This window comes from Massilia genomosp. 1 (genome assembly GCF_011682185.1).
In the GTDB taxonomy this organism is placed as follows: Bacteria; Pseudomonadota; Gammaproteobacteria; order Burkholderiales; family Burkholderiaceae_D; genus Telluria_A; species Telluria_A rubra.
On sequence record NZ_WHJF01000009.1, the window covers coordinates 39,678 to 58,437 of the forward strand.

General features: G+C 65.8%; 13 protein-coding genes and 1 tRNA gene. 13 read left to right on the plus strand and 1 reads right to left on the minus strand.

The window, feature by feature from the left end:
• Nucleotides 1-20 precede the first annotated feature (20 nt).
• The 11 genes from F1735_RS05340 (at nt 21) to F1735_RS05390 (ending at nt 15,791) form a co-directional block, all read left to right on the plus strand.
• Nucleotides 21-4,910: a two-component regulator propeller domain-containing protein gene (locus F1735_RS05340; RefSeq protein ID WP_373888475.1), complete on the plus strand. Its 4,890-nt coding sequence runs from the start codon at nt 21-23 to the stop codon at nt 4,908-4,910.
• A gap of 96 nt (nt 4,911-5,006) precedes the next feature.
• Nucleotides 5,007-5,726, plus strand: coding sequence for a response regulator (locus F1735_RS05345; protein ID WP_167235961.1), 720 nt, complete (start codon nt 5,007-5,009; stop codon nt 5,724-5,726).
• 86 nt (nt 5,727-5,812) lie between these two features.
• Nucleotides 5,813-7,441 carry an AMP-binding protein gene (locus tag F1735_RS05350; protein WP_229505636.1) on the plus strand — a complete coding sequence of 543 codons (1,629 nt, stop codon included), beginning with the start codon at nt 5,813-5,815 and terminating at the stop codon, nt 7,439-7,441.
• A 52-nt stretch (nt 7,442-7,493) separates the two neighbouring features.
• Nucleotides 7,494-9,866: a bifunctional salicylyl-CoA 5-hydroxylase/oxidoreductase gene (locus F1735_RS05355; RefSeq protein WP_167235962.1), complete on the plus strand. Its 2,373-nt coding sequence runs from the start codon at nt 7,494-7,496 to the stop codon at nt 9,864-9,866.
• Nucleotides 9,866-10,354, plus strand: coding sequence for a MarR family winged helix-turn-helix transcriptional regulator (locus tag F1735_RS05360; RefSeq protein WP_167235963.1), 489 nt, complete (start codon nt 9,866-9,868; stop codon nt 10,352-10,354). Before F1735_RS05355 ends, F1735_RS05360 begins: the two co-directional genes overlap by 1 nt.
• An 8-nt stretch (nt 10,355-10,362) precedes the next feature.
• A complete protein-coding gene (locus tag F1735_RS05365) occupies nt 10,363-11,217 on the plus strand; it encodes an enoyl-CoA hydratase family protein (protein ID WP_167235964.1) in 855 nt (284 codons plus the stop codon).
• Between the two features lies 1 nt (nt 11,218).
• Nucleotides 11,219-12,376: an acyl-CoA dehydrogenase family protein gene (locus F1735_RS05370; protein ID WP_167235965.1), complete on the plus strand. Its 1,158-nt coding sequence runs from the start codon at nt 11,219-11,221 to the stop codon at nt 12,374-12,376.
• Between the two features lies 1 nt (nt 12,377).
• Entirely contained in the window at nt 12,378-12,770 is a 393-nt protein-coding gene (locus tag F1735_RS05375) for a RidA family protein (protein WP_167235966.1), read from the plus strand.
• 269 nt (nt 12,771-13,039) lie between these two features.
• On the plus strand, nt 13,040-14,185 hold the full coding sequence (locus F1735_RS05380) for a mechanosensitive ion channel family protein (protein WP_229505642.1): 1,146 nt from the start codon (nt 13,040-13,042) through the stop codon (nt 14,183-14,185).
• A 77-nt stretch (nt 14,186-14,262) separates the two neighbouring features.
• The gene (locus F1735_RS05385) at nt 14,263-15,198 is read left to right on the plus strand and encodes a CHAD domain-containing protein (protein ID WP_167235968.1); all 936 of its coding nucleotides are present in this window, start codon (nt 14,263-14,265) and stop codon (nt 15,196-15,198) included.
• A 314-nt stretch (nt 15,199-15,512) separates the two neighbouring features.
• Nucleotides 15,513-15,791 (plus strand): hypothetical protein, encoded by a 279-nt coding sequence (locus F1735_RS05390; protein ID WP_167235969.1) that lies wholly within the window; start codon nt 15,513-15,515, stop codon nt 15,789-15,791.
• Between the two features lie 42 nt (nt 15,792-15,833).
• Here the strand turns inward: F1735_RS05390 and F1735_RS05395 are convergent.
• A tRNA-Arg gene (locus F1735_RS05395) sits at nt 15,834-15,908 on the minus strand.
• Between the two features lie 180 nt (nt 15,909-16,088).
• Here F1735_RS05395 and F1735_RS05400 point away from each other — a divergent pair.
• Nucleotides 16,089-17,984 (plus strand): ATP-binding cassette domain-containing protein, encoded by a 1,896-nt coding sequence (locus F1735_RS05400; protein WP_167235970.1) that lies wholly within the window; start codon nt 16,089-16,091, stop codon nt 17,982-17,984.
• 51 nt (nt 17,985-18,035) lie between these two features.
• Nucleotides 18,036-18,755: a CAAX prenyl protease-related protein gene (locus tag F1735_RS05405; protein WP_222852948.1), complete on the plus strand. Its 720-nt coding sequence runs from the start codon at nt 18,036-18,038 to the stop codon at nt 18,753-18,755.
• The last annotated feature ends 5 nt before the right edge of the window (nt 18,756-18,760 follow it).

Genomic DNA, 18,760 nt, shown 5'->3' on the forward strand with positions numbered 1-18,760 from the left:
CCCTGTGTGCGCTGTTCCTGGTGCTGTGCTGCCTGCCTTTCGCCGGCAGCCAGGCCGCACCCGCGCGCACCTTGCGCTTCGAGCACCTGAGCGTGGAACAGGGGCTGGCCCAGGAATCGGTGCTGGCGGTGGCCCAGGACGCCGACGGCTTCATGTGGTTCGGCAGCCAGGCCGGCCTGTCGCGCTTCGACGGCTACCGTGTCACCACCTGGCGCAATATGGTCAGCAATCCGCGCAGCCTGGTCAACAACTGGGTGCGCGTGCTGCACGTGGACCACGGCGGGCGCCTGTGGATCGGCACCGACGGCGGGCTTGACCGCTTCGATCCGGTCACCCAGACCTTCATCCATTACGCGCCGGATGAACCGGTCAAGCGCGGCAACGGCAACCTGCACGTGCGCGCGATCGCCGGCGACGGCCGCCAGGGCCTGTGGCTGGGCACCAGCGACGGCCTGCAGCACTTCGACATGGTGAGCGGGCGCTTCAAGGTGTGGCACCACGTGGCGGGCGAGGAAGGCAGCCTGGCCGACGACCAGGTCAACGCGCTGGCGGTCGATGCCGGCGGGCGCGTCTGGGTCGGCACCTCGTCCGGCGTGGACAGCCTGGCGGTCGGCGCGCGCGCCTTCGAGCACCATCCGGCCCCTGGCCTGGACCACAAGAACAATATGGTGCAGGCCTTGCTGGTCGACGCCGACCAGACCCTCTGGATCGGCAGCCTGGGCGGCCTGGAAAACTGGAAGATCGGCAGCGCTGGCGCACAGCGGCGGCGCCTGGGCGCGCCGGACGGACTGCGTTCGGGCTACATCACCACCCTGTACCAGGACCAGGACCGCAACCTGTGGGTCGGCAGCCATACCGACGGCCTGTATCGCTGGCAGCCGTCCACGCGCCGTTTCGCCAACTACCGTCACCTGCCGGGCGACCAGCACAGTGTGGCCGACAACCAGATTTCGGCCATGTACCGCGACCGCGTCGGCACCTTCTGGGTCGGCACCTGGTACGCCGGCGTGAGCCGGGTCGACTTGAACAGCGGCGGCTTTGCGCGCATTGCGCGCCACGCCGAAATTGCCGATACCCTGTCCGACAACAAGGTGCGCGCGATCGCCGCCGCGCCCGGGGGCGACCTGTGGATCGGCGCCAACAGCGGCTTGAACCGGCTCGACCCCGAGAGCGGCCAGGCGCGCCTGTACCGCCACGATCCCGATAATCCGAACAGCCTGGCCGGCATCCCGGCCAGCGCGCTGGCGCACGACCAGGACGGCATGCTGTGGATCGGCAGCCATTCGGGGGTGGCGCGTTTCGATGCCGCCAGCGGCAATTTCACGCGCCAGTCGTTCGCCGAGGGCGACCCGGACGGCAACCATATCCGCGGCATGCTGTCCGACCGCGCCGGCATGATGTGGATCGCCTCGCGCGGCGGCCTGCACCGGCTCGACCCGGCCACGCGCGCCGTCGTCACCTACCGCCACGACGCGGCCGACAGTTCCAGCCTGGCCGACAACGTGGTGCGCCCGCTGCTCGAAGACCGGCGCGGCCAGCTGTGGATCGGCACCTTCGATGGGCTCGACATGCTTGATCGCGCGAGCGGCAAATTCCGCCACTTCCGCCACGATCCGGCCAACCCGGCCAGCCTCAGTCACGACGAAGTGCATTATCTGCACGAAGACAAGAAGGGCACGCTGTGGGTCGGCACCGCAGCCGGGCTGAACAAGATGACGATCGGCCCGGGCGCCGCCGGCGCGGTGACCTTCCGCCGCTACACCGTGGCCGACGGCGTGGCCGACGATGCGATTGCCGCCATCCTGGAAGACAACGAGGGCAAACTGTGGGTGAGCACCAACACCGGCATCGCGCGCTTCGATCCGGCCACCGGCACCTTCCGCAACTACAGCGCCGGCGACGGCACCATCGAAGGCGCCTACTTCGACGGCTCGGCCCTGCGCGCGCCGGACGGCACCATGTACTTCGGCGGCTTCAATGGCGTCACCGCCTTCAATCCCAAGGCCATCAGCGACAACCTGATCGCCCCGCGCCCGGTCATCACCGGTTTCCAGATCTTCAACAAGCCGGCCGCGCTGGCGCGTCCCGGCCTGTTCAAGGGGCCGATCGAGTCGACCCGCGCAGTCACCCTGGGCGCGGCCGATTCGGTGTTTTCGCTCGAGTTCTCGGCCCTGCATTACGCCGCCCCGCAGCGCAACCTGTTTTCGTACCGGCTCGAGGGCTTCGACCAGAACTGGGTCAACACCGACGCCAGCCGCCGCTTCGCCACCTACACCAACCTCGATCCGGGCACCTACACCTTCCGCGTGCGCGCCGCCAACAAGGATGGCGTGTGGAGCGACGACAGCGCCAGCATGGTCATCACGATCCTGCCGCCGCTGTGGAAGACCTGGTGGTTCCGCACCCTGTCGGCGCTGCTGGTGCTGGGCAGCGCCTACTGGGCCTACCGCGCGCGCCTGTCGGGACTGCGGCGCCAGAAGGATCTGCTGGAAACCCAGGTCGGCGCGCGCACGGTCGAAGTCGAGCAGCAGAACCGCCTGCTGGAGCGCCAGAAGCGCGAGCTCGAAGCGCAGCGCCTGGACGCCGACAACCAGCGCGCCGAGGCCGAGCAGCGCCGCTTCGACGCCGAACGCCAGAAGGAAGAAGTCGAGCGCCAGAAAGAGAACGTGGAGCTGGCGCACCGCAACATCTCGGTGCTGTCGGAGATCGGGCGCGAGCTGACCGCCACGCTCGACATGGAAACCATCATGAGTACGGTGTACCGCCACGTGCATCACCTGATGGATGCGCGCATCTTCGGCATCGGCTTTTACCGCGAGGATGCGGGCGTGATCGAGTTTCCGTTCGCGATGGACCAGGGCGTGCGCAGCCAGTTTTATACGCGCCCGCTGGACGATCCGCACCAGTTTGCGGTGTGGTGCCTGAAGCACCGGCGCGAAGTGTTCATCAACAACCTCGAGGTCGAATACATGCGCTACCTGGACGCCGAGCAGAGCGCCGTGCCGATCCCGCCGCTGCGGGTGGACGGCACGCCGCGCTCGCTGCCGGTGGCGATGATGTACGTGCCCCTGATCGTCAAGGAACGCATGATGGGCGTACTGTGCGTGCAGAGCGTGGAGGTCAATGCGTATCACCGCGTACACCTGGACATGCTCAAGACGCTGGCCGCGCACGCGGCGGTGGCGCTCGATAACGCGCGCGCCTACCGCGAGCTGGAAGAAACCCAGGCGCGCCTGGTCGAGCAGGAACGCCAGGTGCGCCTGAACACGGACGAACTGGCGCTGGCCAACCGCGCGCTCCAGGAAAACGATGAACGGCTGCGCCTGGCCAAGCAAAAGGCCGAAGACGCCACGCGCCAGAAGTCCGAATTTTTGGCCAATATGAGCCACGAAATGCGCACCCCGCTGGCCGGCGTGATCGGCATGCTGGGGTTTGCCCTGCGCGACGGCCACCTGCAGGAAAGCACGCGCGAGCAGATCCTGCGCGGGCAGGCCAACGCCCAGTCGCTGCTGACCATCATCAACGACCTGCTCGATTTTTCCAAGATCGAGGCGGGCAAGCTGACCATCGAAAACATCGATTTCGCGCTCACCGCCGCCGTCGAGAACGTGGTCAGCCTGTTCGAGGAGCAGGCCGCCGCCCAGAGCGTGGGCTTTAACGTGGCGCTGGCCGAGGACCTGCCGCGCTTCGTGGTGGGCGACCCGACCCGCCTGCGCCAGGTGCTGGTCAACCTGGTCGGCAATGCCTTCAAGTTCACCAACGACGGCGCGGTGCGCCTGGCGGTCGAACGGGCGGCCCCGGGCGAGGGCGGCGCGGCGGGGGTGAACGTCATCCGCTTCTCGGTCAGCGACACCGGCATCGGCATCGCCCCGGACGCGCTCGAGCGCTTGTTCCAGAAGTTCGAGCAGGCCGACAGCACCACCACGCGACGCTACGGCGGCACCGGCTTGGGGCTGGCGATCTGCCGCCAGCTGGTCGATCTGATGGGCGGCTCGATCAGCGTCGAGAGCCTTGAGGGCGTGGGCAGCACCTTCAGCGTGCTGCTGCCGCTGGCCGACGGCGTGGCCCCGCCGATGGTGCCGCACGTGCCGCGCGAGCCGCACAGCCACCGCCTGAAGGTGCTGTGCGCGGAAGACTTCCCGACCAACCAGATCATCATCCGCATGATGCTGGAAGACCTGGGGCACAAGGTCGATATCGCCGACAATGGCTTGCTGGCGGTGGCGGCGTGCGCGCGTACCCGCTACGACCTGATCCTGATGGACGGGCGCATGCCCGAGATGGACGGCGCGTCGGCCACGCGCCTGATCCGCGCCGGCGGTCCGCCCGAAGCGCCGGTGCGCGACCAGGAACTGATGATCGTGGCCCTGACCGCCAACGCCAGCGAGGAAGACCGCAGCCGCTACCTCGCGTGCGGCATGGACGACTTCCTGACCAAGCCGATCGACGAAGCGGCCCTGCATCATCACCTGAGTCGCGCCATCGAGCGCCAGCTCCAGCGCGGCATCAGCCTGGCGCCGATGCCGCAGCCGCGCGTGGAGCGCGCGCCGAGCACCTCGGAGCTGGACGCCATGTTCGGGGTCGACACGGGGCCGGCGCCGCTGGCGGGGCCGGCCGCGCACAACGCCGGACGGCGCGCCAGCGACCTGAAAGCGCGCATGCGGGCCGCCTTTGCCAGCGACCTGCCGGGCCGCCGCGCCGAGCTGGAACAAGCCATCGCCCGGCACGACGCCGACACGGCGGGACGCCTGCTGCACGGTTTCAAGGGCAGCTCGTCCTACCTGGAAGCGGCCGAACTGCACCAGTTGTCGGGCGAAATGGAAGAAGCGGCCGACGCGCGCCGCTGGGACGCGATCGCGGCGGCCATGCCGCGCCTGCGCGAACTGCTGTCCGCCTACGACAACTTGTAGCCGGTCAAGCGCCGACCCGTCATGCATATGCTGTAATATTCGCCTGAACGTGATCGGGGAGGTTTTGTGGCGTTGCTGCGTACGGGAGGTGGCCAAATGAAGGTTCTGGTGGTGGATGACGACATCGTATCGCGCATGGTGCTGATGCACCTGATCGACGCCTGCGGTAAATACGAAATCCTCGAAGCGGAAGACGGCGCCGACGCCTGGGACCAGCTGGAACAGGGCTTGCGCCCGGCGATCTGTTTTTGCGACCTGCGCATGCCGCGCCTGTCCGGCATGGATCTGCTGCAGCGCGTGCGCGCCGACGGCGCCCTGGGCACGATGCCGTTCGTGCTGGTTTCCTCGGCCACCGACCGCGATACGGTCGACCAGGCCAGCGGCCTTGGCGCGTCGGGCTATATCGTCAAGCCGTTCCAGGGCGAGCAGGTGCGCGAGCACATGGCCGGCCTGACCGGGCGCGATCCGATCGCGGTGGCGCCGCGCGCCGAAAAAGTGCAGGCGACCCTGCTGCGCCTGGGGATCGGGGCCGAGCGCCTGATGGTCTACCTGGGCGGGCTGCAATCGCAGGTGGCCGCGGCCGGCGCCGACATCGCCGACCTGCTCGAACGCGGCGACGATGGCGCGGCCCGCGTGCGCATCGAACGCCTGCGCGCCGGCTGCCTCACCCTGGGCCTGAACGGCGCGGCCGACACCCTCAAGTCGCTGCCGCCCGGCGCGCTCGATCCGGCCCAGGTCAAGCTGGCGCTGGCCGAGGTGGTGCGCTCGGCGATGCACCAGAGCGAAGCGCTGAAACGGAGCGGCGCATCTTCCTGACGGCGCTGCGCGAAAGCGCTTGATGTTGCGATAGTTTAGGTCTAAAGTACCTCTCGGCGAACGACTGACACTTTCCCGGGACGACCATGACACATTCGACGGCATCGGCATTGAGCGCTTCGGCCTACCAGGACGGCTTTGCGCGCGAACACCTGCCGCCGCCGGGCCAGTGGCCCGCCTTCCTGTTCGACCTGCCCGAACTCCAGTACCCGCAACGCCTGAACTGCGCCGCCGAACTGCTCGACGCGGCGGTGGCGCGCGGGGCGGGCGAGCGCATCGCCATCGTCGGCCAGCACGAAAGCTGGACCTACGCGCAACTGCAGCGCCGGGTCGACCGCATCGCCTACGTGCTGCGCGCCGACCTGGGACTGGTCACCGGCAACCGTGTGCTGCTGCGCGGCGCGAACAACCCGATGATGGCGGCCTGCCTGCTGGCGGTGTTAAAAGCCGGCCTGATCGCCGTGCCCACCATGCCGCTGCTGCGCGCGCGCGAACTGAGCGCCATCGTCGACAAGGCCAATGTGGACGCGGTGCTGTGCGCCGCCACCTTGCGCGGCGAGATCGACGCCGTTTCCGCCTTGCCGCGCCATGTGGTGACGTTCAACGATCCCGGTAACCCGGCCTCCATCGAGGCCATGATGGCGCGCCACCCGGTGCCGTTCGCCGCGCATGCCAGCGCCGCCGACGATGTATGCCTGATCAGTTTTACCTCGGGCACGACCGGCGTCCCGAAGGGCACGATGCATTTCCACCGCGACGTGCTGGCCATTTGCGACTGCTTCCCGCGTCATGTCTTGCAAGCGCGCCAGGACGATGTTTTCATCGGCACGCCACCGCTGGCGTTCACCTTCGGCCTGGGCGGGCTGCTGCTGTTCCCGATGCGCTTTGGCGCGGCCGGCGTGCTGCTCGAAAAGCTCACGCCCGACACGCTGCTGGCCGCCATCGACAAATACCGCGCCACGGTGTGCTTTACCGCGCCGACCTTTTATCGCCAGATGGCGCCGCTGGCCGCCAATTACGATTTGACGAGCCTGACCCGCACCGTGTCGGCCGGCGAAGCGCTGCCGCTGGCCACGCGCGACTCGTGGCAGGCGGCGACCGGGCTGCGCATGATCGACGGCATCGGCGCGACCGAACTGCTGCACATCTTCATTTCGGCCGCGGGCGACGCGATCCGGCCAGGTGCGACCGGTAAACCGGTGCCGGGCTACCAGGCCTGCATTCTCGATGCGGGCGGCCGCCAGGTGGGGCCGGGCGTGATCGGCCGGCTGGCGGTAAAAGGCCCGACCGGCTGCCGCTACCTGGCCGACGAACGCCAGAACGATTATGTGATCGATGGCTGGAACCTCACCGGCGACGCCTACGAGATGGACGCCGACGGCTATTTTTACTACCGCTCGCGCACCGACGACATGATCATCTCGGCCGGCTACAACATCGCCGGCGCCGAAGTCGAAGAGGCCCTGCTGCGCCACGAGGCGGTGGCCGAATGCGGCGTGGTCGGGCGCCCGTGCGAGGAACGCGGGCAGGTGGTGGAGGCGCATGTGGTGCTCAAACCCGGCTTCGATCCGAGCGAGGAGCTGGCCGCGCAGTTGCAGGACTTCGTCAAGCTGCAGATCGCGCCATATAAGTATCCCCGTTCGCTCAGGTTCATCGACAAACTGCCGCGTACCGAAACCGGCAAGCTGCAGCGCTTCAAGCTGCGCCTCGCCTAGCGCCTCGCCTGGCGCCTCGCCTGGCTCGCTATCTAAACACAAGACCAAGCCCATGAATATTGTATGTATCGGCGGCGGCCCCGCCGGACTGTATTTCAGCCTGCTCATGAAAAAGCAGGACCCCTCGCACCAGATCACCGTGGTCGAACGCAACCGCCCGTACGATACCTTCGGCTGGGGCGTGGTGTTTTCGGACCAGACCCTGGGCAACCTGGTGAACGCCGATGAACTGACCGCGCGCGCGATCCTTCAGTCGTTCAATCACTGGGACGATATCGACATCTTCTTCAAGGGCGAAAAAATCACTTCGGGCGGGCATGGCTTTTGCGGGATCGGGCGCAAGCGCCTGCTCAACATCCTGCAGCAGCGCTGCGAGGAGCTGGGCGTGCGCCTGGTGTTCGAGAGCGACGTCGATGACGACCAGGCGCTGGCCGCCCAATATGGCGCCGACCTGGTGATCGCCTCGGACGGCTTGAACAGCCGTACCCGCAAGCGCTACGCCGCCACCTATCAACCAGAGATCGAGGCGCGCCGCTGCCGCTTCGTGTGGCTCGGCACGCGCAAGAAGTTCGATGCGTTCACCTTCGCTTTCAAGGAGACGGAGCACGGCTGGTTCCAGGCGCATATCTATCAGTACGATGGCGATACCTCGACCTTCATTATCGAAACGCCGCAAGAGGTGTGGCGCCGCGCCGGCCTTGACCAGATGACGCAGGAAGAGAGCATTGCCTACTGCGAGCGCCTGTTCGCCGACCAGCTGGACGGGCATGCGCTGATGTCCAATTCGCCGCACCTGCGTGGTTCGGCCATGTGGATCACTTTTCCGCGCGTGGTGTGCGCGCAGTGGGTGCATTGGAATGGGGCTGTACCCGTTGTGCTGATGGGCGACGCCGCCCACTCGGCGCACTACTCGATCGGTTCCGGCACCAAGCTGGCGCTGGAAGACGCGATCGAGCTGGCGCGCTGTTTCGGCGCGCACGCCGATGCGGCGCAGGCGCTGGCGGCCTACCAGGAAGTGCGCGCGGTCGAAGTGCTCAAGCTGCAAAGCGCGGCGCGCAATTCGATGGAATGGTTCGAGAACGTGGAGCGCTACACCGCCATGGAGGCGCCGCAGTTCGCGTATTCGATGCTCACGCGCAGCCAGCGCCTGTCGCACGAAAACCTGCGCTTGCGCGACCCGGAGTACATCGCCGGTTTCGAAGCCTGGATCGCGCGCCGTGCCTGCGAGCAGGCGGGCGTCGAGGCCCCGCTTTGCGCGCGCGTGCCGCCGATGCTCACCCCCTTCAAGCTGCGCGGCGTGACGCTGAAGAACCGCATCGTGGTCTCGCCCATGGCGCAGTATTCGGCGATTGACGGCGTGGCCGGCGACTATCACCTGGTGCATCTGGGCGCGCGCGCCCTGGGTGGCGCGGCGCTGGTGTTTGCCGAGATGACGTGCGTGTCGGCCGATGCGCGCATTACCCCGAACTGCCCCGGCATGTACGCCCCGGAGCACACGGCGGCGTGGAAGCGCATCGTCGACTTCGTGCATGCCGGTTCGGACGCCAAAATCGCGCTGCAACTGGGCCACGCGGGCCCGAAAGGATCGACCCGCGCCATGTGGGACGGGATCGACCAGCCGCTCGAGAACGGCAACTGGCCGCTGGTGGCGGCGTCCGATGAACAGTATCTGGAGGGCGTCTCGCAGACCGCGCGCGCCGCCACGATGGCCGACATGGACCGCATCGAAGCCGATTTTGTGCGCGCCACGCGGGCGGCAGCCGACGCGGGTTTCGATTGGCTCGAGCTGCACTGCGCGCACGGCTACCTGCTGTCGTCGTTCATTTCCCCGCTGACCAACCGGCGTGACGACGACTTCGGCGGCACGCTGGAAAACCGCTGCCGCTATCCGCTGCGGGTGTTCCGGGCGGTGCGCGCCGCCTGGCCGGTGGACAAACCGATCAGCGTGCGCATCTCGGCGCACGACTGGGTCGAAGGCGGCATCACGCCCATTGACGCGGTGTTGATCGCGCGCCTGTTCAAGGAAGCCGGCGCCGACATGATCGACTGCTCGTCGGGGCAGGTGAGCAAGCGCGAAAAGCCGGTGTACGGTCGCATGTTCCAGACCCCGTTTGCGGACCGCGTGCGCAATGAAGCGAAGATCCCGACGATGGCGGTCGGCTCGATTTTCGAGGCCGATCACGCCAACAGCATCATCGCCGCCGGCCGCGCCGACTTGTGCGCGGTGGGGCGGCCGCACCTGGCCAACCCGGCGTGGACATTGAGCGAGACGGCGAGAATCGGTTTTTCGGCGATCGCGTGGCCCAAGCCGTACCGGCCGGCCAAGCAGCAGCTGGAACGCAACCTGGAACGCGAACGCCAGCTGGTCGCCGCAGGCGCCGGCCTGAGCCCGCAGCAGGTCGCGGCCAAGCTGTTGGAGGGCTGATGGACGAGATTACCCACGACGACGGTGCAAGGCTGGACCTGGCCAGCCGCCTGACGCAAGACCATCACCAGTCGCTCAAGCTGTGGCTGCGCATGCTCTCATGCACGGTGCGCATCGAGAACGAAATCCGCAGCCGCCTGCGCACGACCTTCGACATCACCCTGCCGCGCTTCGACTTGATGGCGCAGCTCGAGCGCCATCCGGACGGGCTGCGCATGGGCGAGCTGTCCAAGCGCATGATGGTCACCGGCGGGAACATCACCGGCATCACCGACCAGCTGGAACAGGAAGCGCTGGTAGTGCGCGTGCCCGACCCGAAAGACCGGCGCGCCTACAGCGTCAAACTCACGCGCGAAGGGCATATCGCCTTCGCCAGGATGGCGGTGGTGCATGAGGAGTGGATCGCCGACCTGCTCAAGGATATATCGCCCGACGATAAAGGGCGGCTCATCGCGCTGCTCTCGCAAATGAAACAGCATCTTCAATAAGGAATACCATGCGTTACCTCCCAGGCCAGGCACAGCAACTGCCCGGCAACCGCAGCGCGCTGGCGTCGTACCAGGCCAGTCATTTCCGTTTCGAGGTCGAGGGCGCGGTGGCGACCCTGACCCTGAACCGCCCGGAGCGCAAAAATCCGCTCACCTTCGACTCCTACGCCGAGCTGCGCGACCTGTTTCGCGCACTGGCGCATGCCGACGATGTGAAGGCGGTGGTCATCACCGGGGCGGGCGAGAATTTTTGTTCGGGCGGCGATGTGCATGACATCATCGGGCCGTTGACGCAGCTCGACATGCCCGGCCTGCTGGCGTTCACGCGCATGACGGGCGACCTGGTCAAGGCGATGCGCGCCTGCCCGCAGCCGGTGATCAGCGCGGTCGATGGCATCTGCGCCGGCGCCGGCGCGATCCTGGCGCTGTCGTCGGACCTGCGGCTGGGGACTGCGCGCAGCAAGACGGCGTTCTTGTTCACACGGGTCGGCCTGGCCGGCTGCGACATGGGCGCCTGCGCGCTGCTGCCGCGCGTGATCGGGCAGGGCCGCGCCGCCGAACTGCTGTACACGGGGCGCTCGATGTCGGGCATCGAGGCCGAACGCTGGGGCTTTTTCAACAGCGTCAGCGAGCCCGCAACGCTGCTGGCCGACGCGCAGGCGCTGGCCGCATCGCTCGCTACCGGGCCGACCTTCGCGCATGGCATGACCAAGAAAATGCTGCAACAGGAGTGGAACATGGGCGTGGACGAAGCCATCGAGGCGGAAGCGCAGGCCCAGGCCATCTGCATGGCGACCAACGACTTTCATCGCGCCTATCACGCTTTCGTGGCCAAACAGCGGCCTGTGTTCGAGGGAGATTGAGATGGCTGACAAAACCTACCTGGACTGGCCGTTTTTCGAACCCGCGCACGGCGCGCTGGAGCAGGCGCTCGATGCCTGGGCCGGCGCCAACATCAATGCCACCCACGGACGCGATGTCGACGGCGCCTGCCGCACGCTGGTGCGCCAGTTGGGCGACGGCGGCTGGCTCGATCATGCGGTGGGCGCGATCGACACGCGCGCCATTTGCCTGATCCGCGAAACGCTGGCCCGCCACGATGGCCTGGCCGACTTTGCGTTCGCCATGCAGGGCCTGGGATCGGGCGCGATTTCGCTGTTCGGCAGCGCCGCCAACAAGGAGCGCTACCTGCCGCGCGTGGCCCGGGGCGAGGCGATTGCGGCTTTCGCGTTGTCCGAGCCGCAGGCCGGTTCGGACGTGGCGGCGCTGCAGTGCGCGGCCGTGCCGGACGGCGACGGGTATGTCTTGACTGGCGAGAAGACCTGGATCTCGAACGGCGGCATCGCCGACTTTTACGTGGTGTTTGCGCGCACCGGCGAGGCGCCCGGCGCGCGCGGCATCAGCGCGTTTATCGTCGATGCCGATACGCCGGGCTTGTCGGTGGCCGAACGGATCGAGGTGATCGCCCCGCATCCGCTGGCGCGCTTGCGCTTCGATGGCTGCCGCGTACCAGGCTCGCAGCGCCTTGGCGAAGCGGGGCAGGGCTTCAAGGTGGCGATGGCGACGCTCGATGTGTTCCGCACCTCGGTCGCGGCGGCGGCGCTGGGCTTTGCGCGGCGCGCGTTCGACGAGGCGATCGCGCATGCCAGCACGCGCAGGATGTTCGGGCAAACGCTGGCCGACTTCCAGCTCACGCAGGCCAAGCTGGCCGAGATGGCGACCGGGATCGACGCGGCGGCGCTGCTGACATACCGGGCGGCGTGGCAGCGCGACCAGGGCCGCAAGGTTACCAAAGAGGCAGCGATGGCCAAGATGACGGCCACTGAAACGGCGCAGAAAGTCATCGACGCGGCGCTGCAGATGTTCGGCGCGATGGGCGTGGTCAGCGAACATCCGGTGGAGCGGCTGTACCGCGAAATCCGGGCGTTGCGCATTTACGAGGGCGCCACCGAAGTGCAGCAGTTGATCATTGCGCGCGAGCTGCTGCGCGACGCGGCGCCGGCGCTGGAAGGGAAGGCATAGCATGAAATTTCTACAACCGCCGGGCTGGGCGCGCGCGCGCGGCTATTCGAACGGGGTGGCGGCCAGCGGACGCACGGTGTGCGTGAGCGGCATGATCGGCTGGGACGGGCAGGGCGTGTTTCACACGGATGACTTCGCCGGACAGGTCAGGCAAGCGCTGCAGAATGTGGCCGATGTGCTGGCCGAGGCCGGTGCGCGGCCGGAGCATATCGTGCGCATGACGTGGTATGTGCTCGACAAGCATGAATATCTGGGTGCGCACAAGGAAGTCGGGGCGGCGTATCGCGAGGTGATCGGCAGGCATTTTCCGGCCATGACGGCGGTGCAGGTGGCCGGCTTGATCGAGGACCGGGCGCGCGTGGAAATCGAGGTGACGGCGATCGTTCCGGCCTGAGCCTGGTGGCGCGGCGCGCGCCTGACCGTCCGCAGTCATCGCTGTTCTGGCCGCATGATGCCAGCGTACCGCCTGTTCCGTGGGAAAATCAGGGTGGGGGAGTGCGAGCACGCGTGATTGCGCCGGAGCGCAAAGCATGCCGCTGCTGGGGGTTTCTTTATCGAAATGTGCGACAACATTCATGCTGAGCTTGTAGGCTGCGGCTTTCGGGCGGCTTGCGCACTTACTTAACAGCCGACCATCGCATTCGAAGGAGACCAGATTTGGATATGCGCACCTTTACCTCCCCGCTGGCCGGGATCGACCCCACCAACTGGCTGCTGGCGGCAGCCGTGGCCGTGGGCAGCTATGTCATCCTGCACGGGGCCGTGGTCCTGTTCCGCCGCCACCTGGCCAGGCTGAGCGAGCAGGGAAGGGCCGACCGGCCCGCCGCCGAATTGCTCAAGGCGACCCTGGCGCGCACCAGCAAGCTGGCGCTGATGGTCACCGCCCTGTTGCTGGGGCTGACCGTGCTCGACCTCGGCGCGCCGTGGGACGGGCGCGTGCGCCACTTGTGGTTCATCGCCCTTGGCGCCCAGTTGGCGCTGTATCTGGACCGCGCGCTCAGCGTCGGCGCGCAGCGCTATTTCCGCAGCCGCGCCAGCGCGCCGGACGCGCCCGCCACCGTGGCCAATACGCTCATGGTGTGGGTGCTGAAAACCGTGCTGTGGGTGGTGTTTTTACTGGCGGTGCTGTCGAATGTGGGCATCGATGTGTCGACCCTGGTGGCCAGCCTGGGCATCGGCGGCATTGCCGTCGCGCTGGCGGTGCAAAATGTGCTGGGCGACCTGTTCGCCTCGCTGTCGATCGCCGTCGACAAGCCCTTCGAAGTGGGCGATGCGATCAGCGTGGCCGGGTTCTCCGGCAATGTCGAACACGTGGGCCTGAAGACGACCCGCATCCGCTCCGACAGCGGCGAGCAGATCGTGATCGCCAACGCCGAGCTGCTGAAAAACACCTTGCGCAACTTTAAGCGCATGTCGACCCGGCGCGTACAGTTTTCGCTGCGCGCCAATCCCTCGACCACCCGGGCCCAGGCGGCCCAGGTGCCGGGCGTGCTGCGCGCCATTATCGAACGCCAGGAAGGCGTGCGCTACGACCGCGTCCACCTGAAAAGCGTGACCCAGGAAGCGCTCGAGTTCGATGTGGTGTTCCATGTGCTCGATCCTTCCTACGGTCGCTACATGGATATCCAGCAGGCCATTTTGCTGGCCGCGATGGAGGCTTTCGAGGAACTGGGCGTGTCCACGGTCGGCGCCTCGCGCCATGTACTGATCGAACGGATGCCACGCCCCGACAGCGGCAAGCCGGCCGCGCCCGCCAAGCCGGCGGCGGCGTTGCACAATATTGTGTCGCCGCGCAAGCAGCCGTCCTGAATAGTTTTTTGCTGCGGTAACGAAATGGCATCGCATGGCGTTTGCGCGCACAATGTCCTGAAGGAGGAACGTCCCATATGGATACCGCAGTCAGATTTCCCACCACGCCCAAGGCGGTCAAGGCGCATGCGCTCACGCTGTCGCCGCGCATGAATGTCGAGAAAGCCTTCCAGGCCATCATGCGCAACTGCCTCGACCAGATCGAAGCCAATGAAGCCGGGGTCATCAAATACCACGATATCGAGAGCCTGCACCAGATGCGGGTCGGCCTGCGCCGCCTGCGCTCGGCGCTCGGCATGTTCGATGACGTGCTCAGCCTGCCGATGGCGCTGCGCCAGGAGCTCGACTGGCTGGTGGCGCAACTGGGACCGGCGCGCGACTGGGACGTGTTGGCCGGCTCGACCTTGCCGGCGATTCGCGGCAGCGTCGATGCGCTGGCGCCGCTGGTGCCGGTGCAACTGGCCGCCGCCGACAGGGCCAACGCGCTGCATGCCGTCGCTGCCGAAGCGGTCGCGTCCGAACGCTATCAAGACCTGATCGGCCACCTGGAGCGCTGGCTGGACGAGCGCGGCTGGCGCGCCATGCAGTTGCCGGCGGACCGGGTGCGACTCAAGATGCGCATCGCCGACTTTGCCAAAGCTATCCTCGAAAAGGACCAGCAACGCCTGCTCAAGCGCGGCCGCAAACTGAAGCATGCCGATCCCGAGGCGCGCCACCGGGTCCGTATCGCCGCCAAGAAAACCCGCTACGCCGCCGAATTTTTCGCTTCGCTCTATCCGCGCAACACCGTGCGCCCGTACCTCAGGGCGCTGGCCAGCTTGCAGGATGAACTGGGCTTGATGAACGATGCCAGCGTGGCCGGCGGCTTGCTGGCGCAGTTGAGCGAGGTCGATGCCAGTCTCAGGGACGGCAGCGCATTTGTACGTGGCTACCTGGCCGGGCGCGGCGGGCAGGGTGGCGCCAAGTTGCGCAAGCTGTGGAAGCGCTTTGTCCCTTTACGCGCGCCTGGTTGAGGGGGAACGGCCTGGGCCCGGCACCTGACAAGCCGGCGTACTGCCGGAGCGGCTACGTGGACAGGTGCTTAGCGCTACGTTCGCGCAGCGTGTTGTTCGAACGGCGTCGAAACTTGATTGCATGGCTTGCCTGGGCCCGGCTTGCATGGTTTCAAGCGAGCCAGCGCGTCTGCCACCAGCGGCTATCTTAAGATATAATACATATTTCCTAAATGAAATATTGTTGGGGGTGTGGGTGTGCTTGCCCGCAGTTTCCAGCGCCCTACATCCAATCGCTTGGCCGCGAGGCCATCGATGTTCTTTCGAAAGACGTCATGCGCACATCCCTGATTTTCATCGTAACGGCTGCCTTCCTGGGCGGTTGCGCCTCCTCCGGTCCGGTTCAAACCGGCAAGGATACCTATATGATTGCCAAAACAAGTGGCGGCGGCATGTTCGTTTCGGGCGCCACGGTCAAGGCCGACCTGATACAGGAGGGTGTGGCTTTCTGCGCCAAAAACGGCAAAACGCTCGAACTGATCAGCGGCGAGGGCAAGAACGCCATTCCGTTCGCGCGCACCTCATCGGCCGAGATTGCATTCAAGTGTGTTTAAGGCGGGCTGAAAAAGCCAGGCGGGAATGGACGGGCTGAAAAATGGTCCCTCCGACAAGAATCGAACTTGTATCCCACGCTTAGGAGGCATGTGCACTATCCATTGTGCTACGGAGAGGACGCTGTGATTCGGCGATCGGCGCCCGCCTTGGCCGGCCCGGTGTCGTGAATCGACCGCAATTATAGCCGAGGTTTGTGCCCTAAATGGCGCAAATTGGGTGATCGCTGTCCCAAGTCGGTACAATGCGTGCTTCATTCATTCATCCGGCCGGTTTTCCTGCCTGCGCACTTATCCTCTATGGCTGTCATTTCTCTCTCGTCGGCGCAACTTGCGTTCGGCCACGTCGCGTTGCTCGATCACGCGGAATTTTCCCTTGAAACCACCGAGCGCGTCGGCTTGATCGGGCGTAACGGCACCGGCAAGTCCTCGCTGCTGAAAACCATCTCGGGCAAGTTCAAGCTCGATGATGGCCTGTTGGTCATGCAACAAGGCATCAAAATCGCCTATGTCGAGCAGGAGCCGACCTTCGATCCCGCCATGTCGGTGTTCGACGCCGTCGCCGCCGGCATGGGCGGCCAGGCCGCCATGCTGGCCGAATACGAAGAATTGACCGGCCAGTTCGGCCAGGGCGACGATGATGCGCTGATGGAACGCATGCACGAACTGCAAGTGCAGCTCGATGCGACCGATGGCTGGAGCATGCAAAACAAGGTCGACACCACCCTCGACCGCCTCAGCCTGGCAGGCGAGTCGCTCATGGGCACCTTGTCGGGCGGGATGCAAAAGCGCGTCGCCCTGGCCGTGGCGCTGGTTTCCGCGCCCGACGTGCTGCTGCTCGACGAGCCGACCAATCACCTCGACTTCCGCTCCATCCTGTGGCTGGAAAGCCTGCTGCGCGACTTCAAGGGCTCGGTCCTGTTCATCACCCACGATCGCAGTTTCCTCGACAACGTCGCCACCCGCATCATCGAACTCGACCGCGGCAAGCTGCTCTCTTACCCGGGCAATTTCACCGCCTACCAGACGCGCAAGGCCGAACAGCTGGAAGTCGAAGAAGTCGAAGCGGCCAAGTTCGATAAATTCCTGGCCCAGGAAGAAGTCTGGATCCGCAAGGGCGTCAAGGCGCGCCGCGTGCGCGACGAAGGCCGCGTGCGCCGCCTGGAAGCGTTGCGTCTCTTGCGCGCCGCCCGCCGCGACCAGCAAGGCCAGGTCAAGCTCGAAGTGTCCTCGGGCGAACGCTCGGGCAAGATCGTGGCGGACCTGGAAAACGTCAACAAGTCCTACGGCGACAAAGTCATCGTCAAGGACTTCAGCGGCACCATCATGCGCGGCGACAAGGTCGGCCTGATCGGCGCCAACGGCGCCGGCAAGACCACCTTGCTGAAAATGATCCTCGGCGAAGAACAGGCCGACAGCGGCTCGGTACGCCTCGGCACCAAGCTGCAGGTCGCGTATTTCGACCAGATGCGCGCCCAGCTCAACGAGGAAGCGAACCTGATGGAAACCATCGCCCCGGGCAGCGACTGGGTCGAGGTCAACGGCGCGCGCAAGCACGTCATGACCTACCTGAACGACTTCCTGTTCGCGCCGGAACGCGCCCGTTCGCCGGTCAAGTCGCTCTCCGGCGGCGAGCGCAACCGCCTGCTGCTGGCGCGCCTGTTTGCCAAGCCGGCCAACTGCCTGGTGCTCGATGAGCCGACCAACGATCTGGACATCGACACCCTCGAATTGCTCGAAGAGTTGTTGGAAGACTACACCGGCACCGTGTTCCTGGTCAGTCACGATCGTACCTTCCTCGACAATGTCGTCACCCAGGTGGTCGTCGCCGAAGGCGAGGGCATGTGGCGCGAGTTCGTCGGCGGCTATACCGACTGGGAACGCGTGAAATCCCAGAGCCCGGCCGCGGCGGCCAAGGCCCCTGTTAAAGTTACTGCAACAATTCCTGGCATTCCCGTTGCCAAAAAGGTAAAATTAAGTAACAAGGAACAGCGCGAGCTCGAAGAGCTGCCATTATTGATAGCCAGCCTGGAGGACGAGCAATCGGCCATCACGCAGCAACTCAATGCACCGGACTTTTACAGGACCAACCCAGCCGACGCCAAGCGCCTCAATACGCGCTTTGCCGACATCGATCAGCTTCTGAGCGATGCGCTGGAAAAATGGGAACTGATCGAAGCCCGTTCAAAGGGATGATCACCAACGCATAAACAGGAGCAGGCACACATGCCTGGCAGATGAAGAACCATGTCCGAACGCAATGAACAACACGACCTGACGGCGCTTGCCGCTGCCAACGTTCCGATGTTCAGCCGCGCGGCATGGTCCCGCATCCTGCCTTTCCTGGTTTATATCTCCTTCATCATCGCGGTCGATGTGCTGGCCCGGCTGGGCGTGGACCTCCAGGCGCTGCGCTGGATGTACGCGCTCAAGATCGGCGCCGTCCTGGCCACCCTGGCCTGGTTCTGGCGCGATTACACCGAATTGCACCGCTGGGATGCGGGCCCGCTGGCGCTCGCCATCGCCATTGCCGCCGGCGTGCTGGTGCTGGTGCTGTGGGTCAGCCTGAACGCCAGCTGGATGGTCATCGGCGCCCCCGACGGCTTCAATCCCACCACCGGCGGCCAGCTCGACTGGCTGATGGTGGCCGTGCGCATCGCCGGCGCCGCCCTGGTGGTCCCGCTCATGGAAGAACTGTTCTGGCGTTCCTTCCTGATGCGCTGGATCGATTCGGATCACTTTCAATTGCTTGATCCAGCGCAAATAAGCCTCAAAAGTTTTGTGATCGGGGTCGTGCTGTTTGGATTTGAGCATAACCTTTGGCTGGCCGGGATGGTCGCCGGCGCCGCCTATTCCCTGTTGTACATGAAACAACGCAGCCTGTGGTCTTCCATCCTCGCGCACGCCGTCACCAACGGCCTTCTCGGGGTGTGGATTGTGCGAACAGGAAATTGGACATACTGGTAATATCT

What these genes read in the sequence shown, in the direction of transcription:
- F1735_RS05345 (WP_167235961.1), top strand. Translation starts at nt 5,007, where the DNA reads ATGAAGGTTCTGGTGGTGGATGACGACATCGTATCGCGCATGGTGCTG.
- F1735_RS05350 (WP_229505636.1), top strand. Translation starts at nt 5,813, where the DNA reads ATGACACATTCGACGGCATCGGCATTGAGCGCTTCGGCCTACCAGGAC.
- F1735_RS05355 (WP_167235962.1), top strand. Translation starts at nt 7,494, where the DNA reads ATGAATATTGTATGTATCGGCGGCGGCCCCGCCGGACTGTATTTCAGC.
- F1735_RS05360 (WP_167235963.1), top strand. Translation starts at nt 9,866, where the DNA reads ATGGACGAGATTACCCACGACGACGGTGCAAGGCTGGACCTGGCCAGC.
- F1735_RS05365 (WP_167235964.1), top strand. Translation starts at nt 10,363, where the DNA reads ATGCGTTACCTCCCAGGCCAGGCACAGCAACTGCCCGGCAACCGCAGC.
- F1735_RS05370 (WP_167235965.1), top strand. Translation starts at nt 11,219, where the DNA reads ATGGCTGACAAAACCTACCTGGACTGGCCGTTTTTCGAACCCGCGCAC.
- F1735_RS05375 (WP_167235966.1), top strand. Translation starts at nt 12,378, where the DNA reads ATGAAATTTCTACAACCGCCGGGCTGGGCGCGCGCGCGCGGCTATTCG.
- F1735_RS05380 (WP_229505642.1), top strand. Translation starts at nt 13,040, where the DNA reads ATGCGCACCTTTACCTCCCCGCTGGCCGGGATCGACCCCACCAACTGG.
- F1735_RS05385 (WP_167235968.1), top strand. Translation starts at nt 14,263, where the DNA reads ATGGATACCGCAGTCAGATTTCCCACCACGCCCAAGGCGGTCAAGGCG.
- F1735_RS05390 (WP_167235969.1), top strand. Translation starts at nt 15,513, where the DNA reads ATGCGCACATCCCTGATTTTCATCGTAACGGCTGCCTTCCTGGGCGGT.
- F1735_RS05400 (WP_167235970.1), top strand. Translation starts at nt 16,089, where the DNA reads ATGGCTGTCATTTCTCTCTCGTCGGCGCAACTTGCGTTCGGCCACGTC.
- F1735_RS05405 (WP_222852948.1), top strand. Translation starts at nt 18,036, where the DNA reads ATGTCCGAACGCAATGAACAACACGACCTGACGGCGCTTGCCGCTGCC.